Origin of the sequence: Micromonospora sp. NPDC048898, assembly GCF_043198035.1 — a bacterium.
Taxonomy (GTDB): Bacteria; Actinomycetota; Actinomycetes; order Mycobacteriales; family Micromonosporaceae; genus Micromonospora.
This window is the reverse complement of the sequence record NZ_JBICUF010000005.1, coordinates 79,000-94,713: the sequence shown is the minus strand read 5'-3', so window position 1 is coordinate 94,713 and position 15,714 is coordinate 79,000. Positions and strand designations below refer to the sequence as shown.

Here is a 15,714-nt window from a genome sequence, read left to right as displayed (position 1 = left end):
TCGTGGACATAAACTTGCCGGCATGGCCAACGCCGCGCCGATCTTCGCCTTCGCCGTCCGTGAAGTGATCCAGCTGATCCTGCTCGTCTTCGCGCTGATCGTCCAGGGTGTCGCCCTGGTGCACGCGATCACGCAGCGCTCCGACGCCTTCCCGGCCATCGGCACGCTACCCAAGGGCGGCTGGATCGCCATCCTGGCGGTCTGCCTCGTGCTCACCCTGCTCGGCTTCGGCCCGATCAGCCTCTTCGGACTCGTCGGCATCGCCGCCGGTCTGATCTACCTCCTCGATGTCCGAGTCGGCCTCCGCGAACTCGGTGACGGTAAAGGGTCCTGGTGAGAGGTTTCCGCTGGCCACCCCCACCGGACAGCGGGCCCCGCACCTGGGGTCCCGGCCCCGGTGGGCCGCGGACCGGCCGACCGGCGCTGCCGGAGCCGGAGACCGAGCTGGTCACCACCCCGCACGGCGTCCGGCTGGAGCGGTTGGTCACCGGCACCGGTAACCCGGTCACCGTCTTCGCGCACGGGCTGGGCAACGGCATCGCCACCACCCGCCCGTTCGGCAGCGGGGTGACCGGCCGCAAGGTGTTCTTCCAGTTCCGCGGGCACGGCCGCTCCGATGCCCCGGACGGGCCGTGGGACTACCTGGACCTGGCCCGGGATCTGCGCGCGATCGCGGACCTCGGCGGCGCCAGCCGGGCGTTCGGCGCGAGCCTCGGTGCGGGTGCCCTCTGTCGCCTGCTCGCGGAGAGCCCGGAGCGTTTCGAGAAGCTTGTCTTCTTCCTGCCGGCGGTGCTCGACGAGCCGCGCGGGCCGGTCGCCCCCGAACGGATCACGGGTCTGTTGGAGGCGGTGGAGAGCGGGGACGCCTCGGCGGTCGCCGACGTCGTCTCCCTGGAGATGCCCCCGGCGGTGCGCAACACTCCGGCCGGCTGGGCATACCTGCGCCAGCGGCTCGACCAACTGCTGCGCGACGGTCTGGCCGAGGGGCTGGCCGCGCTCGCGGCGCAGACGTCGCTGCGCCAGATCGGTGACCTGGCGGCGGTCACCGCGCCGGCACTGGTCATCGGCTGCGTGGGCGACGACCTGCATCCGGTCGAGGTCGCCGAGCGACTCGCCGCCGCGCTGCCGCAGGCCACCCTGCACGTGTACGACAGGCCAGGCGTCCTCTGGACGGAGCGCGCCGACCTGCGGGACCGCATCGCCGGCTTCCTCAACGAGTAACGTGCCCTGCCATGGGTGTCACACAACACGGCCGCACACACCGACTCGACCTCGCCGACCCGACCCTGCGCGAGTGGACCTGTACGGTCCTGCACGCCGACCCGGAGCAGGGCATCGTGCTGGACCGCTCGGCGTTCTACCCGGGCGGCGGCGGCCAGCCACCGGACCACGGCGTGCTGCTGTGGCAGGGCGTGCAGACCCGGATCGTCGGCACCCGCAAGGGTGACGACCTCTACCTGATCCCCGCCGAGGGTGACCCGCTGCCGCCGGCCGGCACCGAGGTCGTCGGCGCGCTGGAGGACGAGCGCCGCAGCCGGCTGATGCGTACCCACTCCGGGCTGCACGTGCTCTGCGGTGTGGTGTTCCGCGACTTCGGCGCGCTGGTGACCGGAAACTCGATGGAGCCGGGCGAGGCCCGGATGGACTTCAACCTCCCCGAGGTGCCACCGGACTTCAAGAGCCGCATCGAGGAGCTGGTCAACGCCGAGGTGGCCGCCGACCGGGCGGTCGCCACGCGGGTGCTGCCACGCACCGAGGCGCTGGCCCTGCCGGACATCATCCGCACCCAGTCCAACCTCATCCCGCCGGACGAGCAGGAGGTCCGCATCGTCGACATCGTCGGGCTGGACGTGCAGGCCGACGGCGGCACCCACGTCGCGTCCACCGCGCAGATCGGCAAGGTGCAGGTGGTCAAGGTGGAGAGCAAGGGCCGGGCCAACCGCCGGGTCCGCGTCAGACTCGTGGATTGACAAATTCGGACGCCGGTTGTCAGGTATCGCTGACAACCTCGCGGGTATGACACAACCGCTGACAGGGAAGATCGCGCTCGTCGCCGGCGCCACCCGGGGTGCCGGTCGACAGATCGCGGTCCAGCTCGGTGCCGCTGGTGCCACCGTCTACGCCACCGGCCGCAGCAGCAGCGCCGGCCGCTCGGAGATGAACCGGCCGGAGACCATCGAGGAGACCGCCGATCTGGTCACCGCGGCCGGTGGCACCGGCATCGCCGTGCGGGTCGATCATCTGGTGCCGGAGCAGGTCCGCGACCTGGTCGCCCGGATCGACGCCGAGCAGGGCCGGCTCGACGTGCTGGTCAACGACATCTGGGGCGGCGACCCGCTGGTCACCTGGGACAAGCCGGTCTGGGAGCAGCCGCTCGATGCCGGCTTCCGCACCCTGCGACTGGCCATCGACACGCACATCATCACCAGCCACTTCGCCCTGCCCCTGCTGATCCGCAGGCCCGGCGGTCTGGTGGTGGAGATGGGCGACGGGACCAAGGCGTACAACGACGAGAACTACCGGCTGTCGGTCTTCTACGACCTGGCCAAGGTTTCGGTCAACCGGCTCGCCTTCAGTCAGGCGCACGAGCTGAGGCCGCACGGCTGCACGGCGGTGGCGCTCACCCCCGGGTGGATCCGCTCCGAGGCGATGCTGGAGCACTTCGGCGTCACCGAGGACAACTGGCGCGACGGTGCCGCCACCGACCCGAACTTCCTCATCTCGGAGACCCCGGCCTTCGTCGGCCGGGCGGTGGCCGCGCTCGCCGCCGACGAGGAGAAGGACCGCTGGAACGGCAGGTCCGTCGACGCCGGCACCCTGTCCAAGGTGTACGGGTTCACCGACCTCGACGGCAGCCAACCAGAGGGCTTCCGCTACATCACCGAGGTGGTCGACGCGGGCAAGCCGTCGGACGTGACCGGCTACCGGTAGAGCGCGCTGAGGCGGCCGGCCGCCTCGGCGAACAGTTTCCGCAGCTCGGGTGGATCGAGCACCTCCACCTCGGGGCCGAGCCCCAGCAGTTGGTGGTACGCCACCTGTACCGACTCGACGGGCAGCCGCGCCACCACCCAGCCCTGCCCGTCGGGCGGGCCGGCGGCGGCGACCAGTTCGTCGTACACGAAGGGGGCATCGACCTGGCGCCGGAGCTGGCGCAGGCCGGCGGGGCTGAGCCGGACGGCGACCTCGGCCCGCAGCATGGTCCGCAGGAACGACCCGGCCTGCTCGCGCCAGTGCCCGGCCAGGTCGAAGCCCTCGTCGCGGTCGAAGTGCTCCTCGCCCACCTCGACCCCGGTGACCCGGTCCACCCGGTAGGTGCGCACATCGTCGCCGACCCGGCCGACCAGATACCAGACCCCGCTCTTGAGGACCAGGCCGTACGGCTCGACCCGGCGGCTCACCTCCTGTTCGCCGCGCCGGTAGCGCAACTCCACCACCCGGTCCGCCCAGACCGCCCGGGCCAGCTCGGGAAGCCAGAGCGGTGACGCGGTCTCCCGGAACCAGCCCGGTACGTCCAGGTGGAACCGCTGCCCGGCACGGGCCGGGGCGTCGCGCAGGGCGGGTGGCAGTGCGGCGAGCACCTTCAGCTCGGCGGACGCGACCGCGTCGGCGAGGCCCATCTCACCGGCCGGCCCGGGCAGCCCGGCGAGGAAGAGCGCCTCCGCCTCGTCCCGGGTCAGGCCGGTCAGTCGGGTGCGGTAGCCGCCGATTAGCCGGTAACCGCCGGCCCGACCCCGGTCGGCGTAGACCGGCACCCCGGCGGCGGAGAGGGCAAGCACGTCCCGGTAGACGGTCCGCTCGGAGACCTCCAACTCCCGCGCCAGCTCGCTCGCGGTCATCGACCCGCGCGACTGCAACAGCAACAGCAACGAGATCAGTCGGGAGGCACGCACCCGCCCATCCTGCCCCGCTCACCGTCGGGCGGATCCGATCACCGCTCGCTAGGCTGCTCGATCGTGGATGCCAGCAGAATCGCCAGCCCGGTGACCGGGGTCGTCGGACGCTTCCTCGCCGGGGCCGGGCTGCTCCTGCGCGGGCTGGGCCTCTACGTCCGCAGCCCGGGGCTGATGCTGCTCGGCGTCGTGCCGGCGCTGATCTCCGGTGCGCTGTTCCTGGCCGCGCTCGCCACGCTCGTGTACTTCGTGGACGACCTCGCCGCGCTCGTCACCCCGTTCGCCGACGACTGGTCGAGCACCTCCCGCAGCCTGGTCCGGGTGATCGCCGGGCTGGCTTTCCTGGGGGTTGGTGGCCTGCTCGGAGTGCTCACCTTCACCGCGGTGACCCTGGTCATCGGCGACCCGTTCTACGAGAAGATCTCCGAGCAGGTCGAGCAACGGTACGGCGGCACGCCCGGCGCGGTGGACGTGCCCTTCTGGTCGTCGCTGCGCCGTAGCCTCGCCGACTCGGTACGGCTGGTGGCGCTCACGGCGCTGGTCGGGATTCCGCTGTTCCTCGCCGGCTTCATCCCGGTGGTCGGGCAGACGGTCGTGCCGGTCATCGGGGCGGCGGTGGGCGGGTGGTTCCTCGCCGTGGAGCTGGTCGGTGCGCCGTTCTACCGGCGGGGGATGCGGCTGCCGCAGCGCCGGACGATCCTGAAGGCCGACCGGGCGACCTCGCTCGGTTTCGGGGTGGCGGTCTTCCTCTGCTTCCTCATCCCGCTCGGCGCGGTGCTGATCATGCCGGCGGCGGTCGCCGGCGCCACCCTGCTGGCCCGTCGATCGTTGGGCCAATCGATCGAGAAGGACTGACATGGAGATCACCCTGGTCGAGGGGGACATCACCACCCAGCGGGTGGACGCCATCGTGAACGCCGCGAACTCCTCCCTGCTGGGCGGCGGTGGCGTCGACGGCGCGATCCACCGGCGCGGCGGGCCGGCCATCCTGGCCGAGTGCCGGGCGCTGCGGGCGTCCCACTACGGCAGGGGCCTGCCCACCGGTCAGGCGGTGGCGACCACGGCCGGGGAGCTGCCGGCCCGCTGGGTGATCCACACCGTCGGGCCGGTCTGGTCGGCCAGCGAGGACCGGTCGGCGTTGCTGCGCGACTGCTACGCCAACAGCCTGCGGGTGGCCGACGAGTTGGGGGCGTCCACTGTGGCGTTCCCGCTGATCTCCGCCGGCATCTACGGTTGGCCGCTCGACGACGCGGTCCGGCAGGCACTGTCGGTGCTGCGCTCGGCCACGCCGGTCGCCGTCACCGAGACACGCCTGGTGCTCTTCGGCGCCGACACCCACGCGACAGCCCGCCAGGTCTTCGACGCTCCCTGACGCCGGCCCCCTCCGCCGCTCCGGCTCCTGCCTCCTCGATCAGGTGATGAAAAGTAGGTCTCCGAGGCGATTCTGACCTACTTTTCATCACCTGATCACCCCGCCTCGGTCAGGTCAGGTCAGGTCGGCCAGGCAGGACCACTGGGATGTCACCGGTCGGTAGCCCAGTCGGGCGTTGATCGCCAGCATCGGCGCGTTGGCCTCGTCGTTCGAGGTGTACGCGACGCGCACGCCGTTGGCGGCCGCTCGGTGCAGCGCCGCCGTCTTGGCCAGCCGGGCCAGCCCACGTCCCCGGTACGCCGGAACGCTGCCCGTGTAGTCCGACCACATCCGGTCCCCGTCCCGCTTCACGAGGCTGAAGGCGGCCACCGCACCGTCGACCTCGGCGGCGACGCTGGCCGTCTTGTCCAGCCCCAGGTTGTCCCACACGTCGTACTGCCAGCTCTCGTAGCTCTTCGCGTCGACCGGCACGTCGCTCGGTTCGTCGACGGCCGAGGCCACGTCCGCCACGTACAGCAGGTGCGGGTCCACATCGGCGATCGGACGCAGTCGTACGCCCGGGGGCGGCTCGGGCAGCGCCGGCGCCGGATTCAGGTCGAGCGCCGAGTAGCGAACCTCTCGGCTGGGCTCGTAGCCGTGTCGACGGGCGAACGGCAGCGCATCCGGCAGCGCCATCGCCCGTACCCGGCGGATCCCCAACGGGCGGAGGTAGTCGGTCGCGGTGGTCAGCAATGCCGTCCCGATGCCCCGCCGCCGGTGCTCCGGGTGCACGTGCAGCAGGTTGATGCCACCGACGTCCGCCGCTGCGGTCGTCCCGATACGTTCGGCGGACACCCAACCGACAACGCGATCGTCGGCCTCGGCGACGAACGCGGTCCAGTCCTCCCCGGGAGGCGGCTCGGCGATCATCTTCCGGGTCGACTCGACCCCGCGCACCAGGTACGGAAAGATCACCGCCCGAAGGGCCACCACCGCCGGGGCGTCGTCCGGCTGCGCCACCCGGATCCGCATGTCAGGCCCCCGTCCGTACGGCGGCGACGGCCTCGACCTCGACGAGCTGGTCGGGGTAGCCGAGCACGGTGACCCCGAGCAGGGTGCTGGGTGGGTCGTGGTCGCCGAAGAAGTCGCGCACCACCTCCCAGACGGTCACCAGGTCGGCCTGCCGGGAGGACGCCACGTACACGGTGGTCTTGACGACGTCGGTGCGGGTGGCACCGGCGGCCACGAGGGCGGTCTGGAGGTTCGCCAGCACCTGCCGGGCCTGTGCGGCGTGATCGCCCGGCGCGACGGTGCGACCCTCGGCGTCCAGCGGGCAGGCGCCGGCGGTGAAGACCAGTCGGGCGGTTGCCTCGACGGTGGCCGCGTACGCGTATTCGGCGACGTCGGACAGTGCGGGGACGCGCAGCAACGCGACATGATCAGGCATGTTGGCGAGGCTAACGACGATCGCCCGCCGCAGCGAGGAGTTAAGCCCGTGCGCGGGCGGGTGCGACCGGTCAGGCGGAGGCGCGGCGGATCAACTCGGTGGGGAGCATGACCGCCTGCTCGATCGTCTCCCCGGCGGCCAGCCTGAGCAGTTGACGGGTCATCCGCCGGCCGAGTTCCACGATCGGCTGCCGGACGGTGGTCAGCGGTGGCTCGGTGTACGCGGCGGTCTCGATGTCGTCGAAGCCGACCACGGCGACGTCCGCCGGCACCCGCCGGCCGGCTTCGCGCAGCGTCCGCAGTGCGGCGTGCGCCATCAGGTCGGAGGCGGCGAAGACAGCATCCAGATCGGGGTGCTCGGTGAGCAGTTGACGCATCGCCGCCGACCCGGACTCCCGGGTGAAGTCACCGACGGCGATCAGCTCGGGCAGCCCCGCGTCGGCGACCGCGCTGCGGTAACCGCTGAGCCGTTCGATGCCGGCGACCATGTCCTGCGGGCCGGCGATGGTGGCGATCCGCCGACGACCGCTGTCGATCAGGTATCGGATGGCCGCGGTTACGCCGGCCACGTGGTCGACGTCGACGTACGGCACGGGCACGTCGCCGAGCGGCCGGCCGCTGACCACCACCGGGATGCCGAGCCGGGCGAGTGTGCCGGGCAGCGGGTCGGCACCGTGCAGCGAGGCGAAGAGCACCCCGTCGACGTGCCGACCGGTGGTGTACCGCTCGACCCGGTGGTGCCCGGCCGGTGAGCCGGCGAGCATCAGCACCAGTTGCTTGTCGGCCGCCTCCAGCTCCTGGCTGACGCCGCGGATGATGCCGGGGAAGACCTGGTCGTCGGAGAAGACCCGGGTGGCCGCCTCCGGCATGACCAGGGCGACCGAGTCGGTGCGTTGGGTGACCAGGCTGCGGGCGGCGAGGTTGGGCACGTACCCCAACTCGGCGACGGCTCGGGTGACCGCCTCCCGGATCGGCTCGGCGACGGTGGTGGAGCCGTTGACCACCCGGGACACGGTGGCCCGGGACACCCCGGCCCGCGCCGCCACCGCTTCGAGCGTCGGCCGTTGCGCCGTCGTCATCGTGCCTTTCCCCCCGCTCGTCACAGGCCGTTCCGGGAAACACCCCGCGCCGCTGGGTCAGGTGGTCGACGCGCCACGTCCCGAACCGTTTGCGGTGCCCCCGGCCGGTAGAGGTGTCCAGGAATGACCATACGAGAAGACCGCCACGGCAGAGCGCCCCGCCGAGGGTGGCTGATGCGGCACGTCCTGTCAAGAGAGCGCTCTCTCGGGTCCACGGCTCCCGACCCGATCGAGGGGCGTCACCCGGCGGGGTGACGCCCCTCGATCATGGCGAATCGATCACTTGGCCCGCAGACCGTCCAGCAGGGCACGATCGCCGGCAACGACAAGCGTCTCGAAGCTCACCCGGCCCCAGAGCGCCAGCAAGAGGTCGCTCGCCGTTCCGCTGACCTGCGCCCGAGCGTGATGATCGTCGTGGTCGAAGATGGTCGCCGTGTCGAGCAGCGCCACCCCCTCGCCGCGCAGCCGCAAATACCACTCCTGAGCCGCGTCGGTCGCGGTGAGCTGCACCACCCCGCGCCAGTCGCCCGGCGTCCGCCGCCGACCCGCCGGCAGCCAGGTGTCCAGCACCTCGCTCACCCCGTCGGCCGCGAGCTTCGCCTCCACCGGATCACCGGCGGCGATGGCGAGTTGGGCGTCCCACCGGTGCACAGCCGTCTCGTGCGCCATCCGACGCGGCCAGAAGCCGGCCTTCTTCGGCTGCGGGGCCCAGTTCCACGCCGGTGCCTCCGGGTCCAGCCCGTCGAAGACGGTCATCAACCTGTCGTACCCCTGCTGCCACAGCTGGAGCGGGCTCACGCCCTGGTCCGCCGCAAGCGGGTCCCGGCGGGCCGGCTGTGCGGTCTGGCCGGACCCGGCGAACGACGAAACCCAGTGGTAGATGCCAGCGAGGTGCAGTGTGAGGTCGTTGACCGTCCAGCCCGGACAGGACAGAACCGGTGTCTCCGGCGGAGCCTCGGCCACCGCCGCCGCGAACGCCGGGCCCTCCGCTCGGAGCGCACCGATCCAGAAATCCTTGCTGCCCTGCAGTCTGCTCATCGCCATCCTCCCGGGGGTGCCGGGCGACCAGTGGGTGCCACGGCTATCAGTCAGCCTAAGGTGAAGGGCGTGCCAGACGCCTCCGCCCAGCCGACAACCGAAGCCGATCGTGCCATCCCCGGTCCACTGGCCAGCTACACCACTCTACTGATGGGTGGGCCGGCCGAACGGATCGTGACCGCCGGCAGTGCCGACGAGATCGTCCGGGCCGTCCGGGCCGCGGACGAGCCGGTCCTGATCCTGGCCGGTGGCAGCAACGTCGTGGTCGGCGAGCCCGGCTTCCCCGGCACCGTCGTGCTGGTGCGCTCCCGTGGCCTCAGCGTCGTCGCCGAGGACGCCGGGTCCGTCACGGTACGGGTCGACGCCGGTGAGCCGTGGGACGACCTGGTCGCCGCCACCGTGGCCAACGGCTGGGCCGGACTGGAATGCCTCTCCGGCATCCCCGGCTCGACCGGCGCCACCCCGATCCAGAACGTCGGCGCGTACGGCCAGGAGGTCGCCGAGACGATCACCGGCGTCGAGGTGTACGACCGGGTCGAGGGCACCCGCCACATCATCCCCGCCGCCGACTGCGGGTTCGCCTACCGGGGCAGCATCTTCAAGTACCGGGACCGCTGGGTGGTGCTGTCCGTCGACTTCCGACTCACCCGGTCCCCGCTCTCCGGCCCGGTGCGCTACGCCGAGCTGGCTCGTGCGCTCGGTGTCGAGGTGGGCGACCAGGTGCCGTTGGCGGACGCCCGAGCGGCGGTGCTGCGGCTGCGCGCGGGCAAGGGCATGGTGCTCGACGCCACCGACCCGGACACTCGTTCGGTCGGTTCCTTCTTCACCAACCCGGTGCTGGACCAGGCGACGTACCAGCTACTCCTGGAGCGCTCCGCCGAGCTGGGCGACCCGCCCGCCTGGCCGGGAGCCGACGGTCTGGTCAAGGTGAGCGCGGCCTGGCTGATCGACAAGGCCGGCTTCACCAAGGGCCACCCCGGCGAGGGCGGAGTCTCGATCTCCAGCAAGCACACCCTGGCCCTGACCAACCACAGCGGCACGGCCAGCACCGATGACCTGCTCACCCTGGCCCGAGACATCCGCGAGACGGTGCGGGCGCGCTTCGGCGTAACCCTCCACCCCGAACCAGTCCTCATCAACTGCACCCTCTAACCCACCCCAACCCACCCCAACCCACCCCACCCCACCCCAACCCACCCCCACCCCCACCCCCACCCCCACCCCACCCCCACCCCCATCCCACGCGATCTTGCAGTTTCTGTCGGGGCATAAGGGGTGTAGCGGGGCAAATCAGCGACAGAAAGTGCAAGATCGACGAGGTTGGGCGGGGCGGGGCGGGGCCGGGGTGGGGTTATGGGAGGGGCCAGGGGAGGGTTAGTTCGCCTTGGCGCCAGCGGGACGGCCCGCCCAGGATGGGCCAGCCTGACTCGCGGAGACGCGTCACCGCTCGCAGCCATCGTTGCCGGGGGCCGAAGGCGGCGTACGGGGCGGCGGCCTGCCAGGCATCGTCCAGGGCGCGGATCAGATCGTGCACCCGCTCACCGGGGACGTTGCGATGGATCAGCGCCTTGGGCAGTCGCTCGGCCAACTCGGCGGGGCTGCCCAGCGTGGTGAGCTTCGCGGCCAGGGTCAGCGTCCGTGGGCCGTCGGCGTCGATCAGCAGCCAACTGGCGAGCCGCCCCAACTCGTCGCACGTGCCCTCGACGAGCACCCCGCCCGGGGCGAGTGCGGCGGTCATCGTCCGCCAGGCCTCCGGGACCTCACTCTCGTCGTACTGTCGAAGCACGTTGAACGCGCGGACCAGCACCGGCCGGAGCCCGGCCAACTCGAACCCACCCCGGGCGAACGTCAGGCCGGGCGGGTCGGCGGCCGGGGCCGCGGCGGCCACCCGAGCCGGGTCGATCTCCAACCCCACCAGCCGTACGTCGGGACGAACCCCCGCCGCCAGCCGCGCGCGCAGCTCCACAGCGGTCACCGGGTTGGCGCCGTAGCCGAGGTCGACCACCAGGGGGTCTTCCGCCGCCAACAGCCGGTCGGCGCAGGTGGCGACGATCCAGTTGTCCACCCGACGGAGCCGGTTCGGGTTGGTCGTGCCACGCGTGACCACACCGAACGGCCGGCGCCGCGCCACGCCGCTCACCCCGCACGCTGCCCGGTCGGCGTTCGTTCGCGACTGCGGGGCTCGCAAACCCGGCTCACTCCTCGCGCTTCACTGGGTCGTCTTCGTTCGCGACTGCGGGGCTCGCAAACCCGGCTCACTCCTCGCGCTTCACTGGCCGACCCGGTGCACCTTGTGCTGTGCGGCCTGCGCCCGCGGCCGGACCACCAGCCGGTCGATGTTGACGTGCTCGGGGCGGGTGGCGCACCAGGCGATGCAGTCGGCGACGTCCTCGGCGACCAGCGGCCCCGGCACCCCGGCGTAGACGGCTGCCGCCCGTTGCGCGTCACCCTCGAAGCGAACCAGCCCGAACTCCTCGGTCTGCACCATGCCCGGGTCGATCTCGATCACCCGCAGCGGCCGGCCGCACAGCTCCAGACGGAGCGTGCCGGCGATGGCGGTCTGCGCGTGCTTCGCGGCCGTGTAGCCGCCCCCGCCCTCGTACACCGTCAGGCCGGCGGTGGAGGAGACCACCACGATGGTGCCCGAGCCGGACGCCTCGAGCGCCGGCAGCAGCGCCTGGGTGACCCGCAGCGTGCCGAGCACGTTCACGTCGTACATCCACTGCCAGTCGGCGACCGAGCCGGACTCCACCGGGTCCAGCCCGCGCGCCCCGCCTGCGTTGTTGACAAGCAGGGTGACCGGCCCGGGGGCCTGGGCGGCGGCCGCGGCCAGCCCGGCCACCGACTCGTCCGACGTGATGTCGCAGGTCACGGCGGTGGCCTGCCCGCCGGCGGCGGTGATGTCGGCGACCAGGTCGGCGAGCCGCTCGGCGCGACGGGCGGCGGCGAGCACGTGGAAGCCCTCGGCGGCGAGTCGGCGGGCGGTGGCCGCGCCGATTCCGCTGGACGCTCCGGTGACGATGGCGACAGGGGTCATTGCGACATTGTCCCCCCGCCCGTGGGACCCGAGCGGACCGGGCGGGGCGGCCATCGATGGGCGTGCGGTGATGAGGTCCGTCACCCCCGGGACCCGCGCCGGGGCATTTCCGAAGCCCGATGGGGAAGATGACACCTGGCGTACAGGTTGACCGAGAAGCGCCGGTCGTGCGAGACGGCATCTACCGTGACGAAGGAGCGGATGTGGCGGAAATGCACACCGGTGTCGGGCGTCAGCAAGGAGCCCGACCGTGGCCCCGGCCTCGCCGTATCGCCACCCTTTCGGTGCACACCTCCCCCCTGCACCAGCCCGGCACGGGCGATGCCGGCGGCATGAACGTCTATATCCTCGAGGTCGCCCGGCGACTCGCCGAAGCCAACGTCGAGGTGGAGATCTTCACCCGGGCGACCTCCGGCGACCTGCCCCCGGTCGTCGAGATGGCACCCGGGGTGCAGGTCCGCCACATCACGTCCGGCCCCCTGGAGGGCCTCACCAAGGAAGAGCTACCCGGTCAGCTGTGCGCCTTCAGCGCCGGGGTGCTGCGCGCCGAGGCGTCCCGCCCGCCCGGGCACTACGACCTGATCCACTCCCACTACTGGCTCTCCGGCCAGGTCGGCTGGCTGGCCAAGGAGCGTTGGGGGGTGCCGCTGGTGCACACCGCACACACCCTGGCGAAGGTCAAGAACGCCCAGCTCGCGGCCGGCGACCGGCCAGAGCCCAAGGCCCGGGTGATCGGCGAGGAGCAGGTGGTCGCCGAGGCGGACCGCCTGGTCGCCAACACCCGGGTCGAGGCCAGCGACCTCGTCGACAGGTACGACGCCGACCCCGCCCGGGTGTCCGTCGTACAGCCGGGTGTCGACCTGGGCCGGTTCCGGCCCGCGCCGGGCGACCGGTCCGCGGCCGCCCGCGAGGCCCGCCGTCGGCTGGGGCTTCCAGTCGACGGGTACGTGGTTGCCTTCGTCGGTCGGATCCAGCCGCTCAAGGCCCCCGACGTGCTGATCCGCGCGGTTGCCGCCCTACGCGAACGCGACCCGGCACTGGCCGACCAGGTGACCGTGGTGAGCTGCGGCGGGCCCAGCGGCAGCGGACTGGACCGTCCGACCGCGCTGATCGAGCTGGCTGCCACGCTCGGTGTCGCCGCCGGGGTGCGGTTCCTGCCGCCGCTCACCGGGGACGACCTGCCGGCCCTGTACCGGGCGGCCGATCTCGTCGCGGTCCCGTCGCACAACGAATCGTTCGGGCTGGTCGCCCTGGAGGCACAGGCCTGCGGTACGCCGGTGCTGGCCGCCGCCGTCGGAGGGCTGGTCACCGCCGTGCGGGATGAGGTCAGTGGCGTACTGATCGACGGCCACGACCCGGCCGACTGGGCCCGTGCGCTGGGCCGCCTGCTGCCGAACCGGGCCCTCCGGGCGGTGCTGGGCCGCGGGGCCGAGCAGCACGCCCGACACTTCTCCTGGGACCGGACGGTCGCCGGCCTGCTCGACGTCTACGGCGAGGCGATCGCCGCACACCGGGCCCGGCTCGCGGCCGACCTGGCAGGCGACCCTGCACTCTCCTGCTCCTGGTGACCCGGTGGCGTCCCATGACCGGTGGGCGTCGCCTGACCGGGCGTCGCCTGACCCGGGGGTCGCCTGACCGGGCGTTGCCTGACCCGGGGGTTGCGTGACTCGGGCGTCGCCTGACTCGGGCGTCGCCTGACCCGGGGGTTGCGTGACCCGGGGGTTGCGTGACCCGGGGGTTGCGTGACTCGGGCGTCGCCTGACCCGGAGGTTGCGTGACTCGGGCGTCGCCTGACCCGGGCGTCGCCTGAGCGGGGGGCGTCGCCGCCAACCGGTGCGCGGGCCGGGTCGGTCGTAGAGTGGGTCCGGTGAGCCCGAAGAGCGATCTTGCGACTCTGATCGAGTCGGTCTGTGCCGAGCGGGAGCTGGCCTGGGAGTCGACCGGCCCCGGGTCGTACGCGGTGACCCTGCCGGGCACACACAAACTCAAGACGGTCTGCAACCTGATCGTCGGCGAGCACGCGCTGCGGATCGAGGCGTTCGTGATGCGCCAGCCGGACGAGCGCCGCGAGGAGCTGTGGGCCTGGCTGCTACAGCGCAACGCCCGGATGTACGGCGTCTCCTTCTCCACCGACGCGGTCGGCGACGTGTACCTGACCGGTCGGGTCAACCCGGCCGGCGTGGACGCGGACGAGTTGGACCGGCTGCTCGGTTCTGTGCTCACGTACGCCGACGAGTCGTTCGACACGATGCTGGAGATCGGCTTCGGCAGTTCGATCCGCCGCGAGTACGAGTGGCGGGTCAAGCGTGGCGAGTCGACAGCCAATTTGGCCGCGTTCGCCCACCTCTTCGAACCCTCCGGTTCGGGCCCCGACCCAGCCTGACCGCCCCGCGCCAAGCTCTACGCAACTTCCCCGATGTTGCTGCCTCCGACAGCCGAGAGGCAGCACCATCCCTGATCTTGTCCGGATCTTGACGACTCACACCGCCCCGACCGGAGTGTGGGGCGCCTACCGCCGCCACGGTCACGCTCGAACCAGGAAGTAGTGGCCACAGCCTCGCGCCGATGCCACTCGATCCTGGATCGAGCACGATCATGGTGAGTCGTCGGTGGTTCGGACTGCTCCTGACGGGTATGCCGCACCGCGCGGTGCGGCGAGGGACCCCCGCGCGCCGAGGACGGAGTGTCAAGGAGCGGAGCGTCCCATGGCTCAGCGGAACAGCTCAGGTCGCGGCGCGACTGCGACCAGGACGAAGCGACAGGCCGGCAACCAGACGCCGGGTACCCCGGGAGTCTCCGAGTCGGAGATCTCCCGGATGCGGGTGGATGACATCCGCGGGCAACTGCGTAGACGTGGGGTCTCCGGGATCTCCGCGCTGCGCAAGCCAGACCTGGTGAAACAGCTGGTCCGCTCGATGCGGGCCGGCGCGGGTCGGAGCAGCACCGGCCCGACGGGCCGGGCCACCGGCACCAGGGCATCGGCGGGTCGTGCCGCCGCCACCAGGAAGTCGGCGGCCAGGCCGGCGTCGAGCCGCGCGAAGGCGGCGCCAGCGAACAAGAGCGCACCCGCGAAGCGGGCCGCTGCGACGAAGGCGACCGCCGCGCGGAAGTCGGCGGCGGCGAAGAGGGCACCGGCGAAGAAGGCGACAGCTGCGAAGAGGACGACAGCGGAGACGTCGACGGCCGCCCGTAAGACGGCAGCCGCACGCAAGACCACGGCCGCCCGTAAGACCACGGCGGCCCGTAAGACGACGACGGCCCGTACCGCGCCCGCCCGTAAGGCGACGACGGCCCGTACCGCGCCCGCGCGTAAGGCGCCAGCGAAGAAGGCCCCGGCGCGGCCGGCGGCGAAGCGGGCGGCGCCCGCCACGCGTACCACCGCGAAGCGGGCGGCACCCGCGAAGCGCACCACCGCGAAGCGGGCGGCACCCGCCAAGCGCGCGGCGACCCCGTCGGTCAGCAGCGGCAGGACGACCGGTGGGATCCGGACCGGACGGGGTACCGGACGGTCGGTCCGTAGCTCGCAGGTGATCTCGTCGGTCCAGGACCGACCGGAGCGGCCGGGGCGGAGCCTGATCACCACGAACCACGAGGTGATCCAGCGTTGGGCCCGGGAGCGCGGGGCCAGGCCGGCGACCATCGCGGGGACCGAGCGGGATGGCCGTGCGGGCGTTCTGACCTTCAACATCCCCGGTTACCGGGAAAGTAGCCGAATTCGCGAGATCACCTGGGATGAGTGGTTCTATACCTTTGACCTTCGGCGGCTGAACCTGATTTATCAGGAACAGTTGCGCGACGGCCGGCAGAGCAGCTTTTTCCGAACCGAGTCGCCCGATCGGGAGGACGGCTGAGGCGTTTGCGGGAATGGCTGAC

The 15,714-nt window shown here is 72.0% G+C and carries 16 protein-coding genes and 1 pseudogene; 10 read left to right on the top strand and 7 right to left on the bottom strand.

The window, feature by feature from the left end:
* The first annotated feature begins 22 nt into the window (after nt 1–22).
* Genes ACGFIQ_RS16115 through ACGFIQ_RS16100 form a run of 4 tightly spaced genes read left to right on the top strand, consistent with a single transcriptional unit; the run spans nt 23 to nt 2,931 of the window.
* Nucleotides 23–337: a DUF2516 family protein gene (locus ACGFIQ_RS16115; RefSeq protein ID WP_357068255.1), complete on the top strand. Its 315-nt coding sequence runs from the start codon at nt 23–25 to the stop codon at nt 335–337.
* Nucleotides 334–1,221, top strand: a complete 888-nt coding sequence (locus ACGFIQ_RS16110; RefSeq protein WP_393244189.1) for an alpha/beta fold hydrolase — start codon at nt 334–336, stop codon at nt 1,219–1,221. The genes ACGFIQ_RS16115 and ACGFIQ_RS16110 overlap by 4 nt, the downstream gene beginning before the upstream one ends.
* Nucleotides 1,222–1,232: 11 nt before the next feature.
* A complete protein-coding gene (locus ACGFIQ_RS16105) occupies nt 1,233–1,970 on the top strand; it encodes an alanyl-tRNA editing protein (RefSeq protein ID WP_357068259.1) in 738 nt (245 codons plus the stop codon).
* 46 nt (nt 1,971–2,016) lie between these two features.
* A complete protein-coding gene (locus ACGFIQ_RS16100; RefSeq protein WP_393244187.1) occupies nt 2,017–2,931 on the top strand; it encodes an SDR family oxidoreductase in 915 nt (304 codons plus the stop codon).
* Here ACGFIQ_RS16100 and ACGFIQ_RS16095 read toward each other — a convergent pair.
* A complete protein-coding gene (locus ACGFIQ_RS16095; protein ID WP_393244185.1) occupies nt 2,922–3,890 on the bottom strand; it encodes a helix-turn-helix transcriptional regulator in 969 nt (322 codons plus the stop codon). The two genes, ACGFIQ_RS16100 and ACGFIQ_RS16095, sit on opposite strands and share 10 nt — an antisense overlap.
* A gap of 63 nt (nt 3,891–3,953) precedes the next feature.
* On the opposite strand from ACGFIQ_RS16095, the gene ACGFIQ_RS16090 reads away from it, so the two are divergent.
* Together ACGFIQ_RS16090 and ACGFIQ_RS16085 are read left to right on the top strand one after the other, a co-directional pair.
* Complete coding sequence (locus ACGFIQ_RS16090; RefSeq protein WP_393244183.1) at nt 3,954–4,745, top strand: EI24 domain-containing protein; 792 nt, start codon at nt 3,954–3,956, stop codon at nt 4,743–4,745.
* A gap of 1 nt (nt 4,746) precedes the next feature.
* Nucleotides 4,747–5,262 carry an O-acetyl-ADP-ribose deacetylase gene (locus ACGFIQ_RS16085; RefSeq protein WP_393244181.1) on the top strand — a complete coding sequence of 172 codons (516 nt, stop codon included), beginning with the start codon at nt 4,747–4,749 and terminating at the stop codon, nt 5,260–5,262.
* A gap of 114 nt (nt 5,263–5,376) precedes the next feature.
* On the opposite strand, the gene ACGFIQ_RS16080 is transcribed toward ACGFIQ_RS16085, so the two are convergent.
* From ACGFIQ_RS16080 to ACGFIQ_RS16065, 4 genes are all read right to left on the bottom strand, one after another.
* Complete coding sequence (locus ACGFIQ_RS16080; RefSeq protein WP_393244179.1) at nt 5,377–6,273, bottom strand: GNAT family N-acetyltransferase; 897 nt, start codon at nt 6,271–6,273, stop codon at nt 5,377–5,379.
* A 1-nt stretch (nt 6,274) separates the two neighbouring features.
* A complete protein-coding gene (locus ACGFIQ_RS16075; protein ID WP_393244177.1) occupies nt 6,275–6,688 on the bottom strand; it encodes a RidA family protein in 414 nt (137 codons plus the stop codon).
* Nucleotides 6,689–6,758: 70 nt separating this feature from the next.
* The gene (locus tag ACGFIQ_RS16070; protein WP_393244175.1) at nt 6,759–7,766 is read right to left on the bottom strand and encodes a LacI family DNA-binding transcriptional regulator; all 1,008 of its coding nucleotides are present in this window, start codon (nt 7,764–7,766) and stop codon (nt 6,759–6,761) included.
* A gap of 279 nt (nt 7,767–8,045) precedes the next feature.
* The gene (locus ACGFIQ_RS16065) at nt 8,046–8,804 is read right to left on the bottom strand and encodes a maleylpyruvate isomerase family mycothiol-dependent enzyme (protein ID WP_393244173.1); all 759 of its coding nucleotides are present in this window, start codon (nt 8,802–8,804) and stop codon (nt 8,046–8,048) included.
* Between the two features lie 69 nt (nt 8,805–8,873).
* Between ACGFIQ_RS16065 and ACGFIQ_RS16060 the strand changes: the two genes are divergently transcribed.
* On the top strand, nt 8,874–9,956 hold the full coding sequence (locus tag ACGFIQ_RS16060; RefSeq protein WP_393244171.1) for a UDP-N-acetylmuramate dehydrogenase: 1,083 nt from the start codon (nt 8,874–8,876) through the stop codon (nt 9,954–9,956).
* 199 nt (nt 9,957–10,155) lie between these two features.
* On the opposite strand, the gene ACGFIQ_RS16055 is transcribed toward ACGFIQ_RS16060, so the two are convergent.
* Both ACGFIQ_RS16055 and ACGFIQ_RS16050 read right to left on the bottom strand, forming a co-directional pair.
* Complete coding sequence (locus tag ACGFIQ_RS16055; RefSeq protein ID WP_393244169.1) at nt 10,156–10,935, bottom strand: class I SAM-dependent methyltransferase; 780 nt, start codon at nt 10,933–10,935, stop codon at nt 10,156–10,158.
* A gap of 138 nt (nt 10,936–11,073) precedes the next feature.
* Nucleotides 11,074–11,841, bottom strand: a complete 768-nt coding sequence (locus ACGFIQ_RS16050; RefSeq protein WP_393244167.1) for an SDR family oxidoreductase — start codon at nt 11,839–11,841, stop codon at nt 11,074–11,076.
* Between the two features lie 203 nt (nt 11,842–12,044).
* Here ACGFIQ_RS16050 and mshA point away from each other — a divergent pair, with 203 nt between their 5' ends.
* The 3 genes and pseudogenes from mshA to ACGFIQ_RS16035 all read left to right on the top strand — a co-directional run.
* Nucleotides 12,045–13,409 (top strand): D-inositol-3-phosphate glycosyltransferase, encoded by a 1,365-nt coding sequence (gene mshA, locus ACGFIQ_RS16045; protein ID WP_393244165.1) that lies wholly within the window; start codon nt 12,045–12,047, stop codon nt 13,407–13,409.
* Between the two features lie 299 nt (nt 13,410–13,708).
* Complete coding sequence (locus tag ACGFIQ_RS16040; protein ID WP_357525642.1) at nt 13,709–14,224, top strand: YbjN domain-containing protein; 516 nt, start codon at nt 13,709–13,711, stop codon at nt 14,222–14,224.
* A gap of 1,075 nt (nt 14,225–15,299) precedes the next feature.
* Nucleotides 15,300–15,692: pseudogene (locus ACGFIQ_RS16035) on the top strand (hypothetical protein); the annotation flags it as partial.
* Between the last annotated feature and the right edge of the window lie 22 nt (nt 15,693–15,714).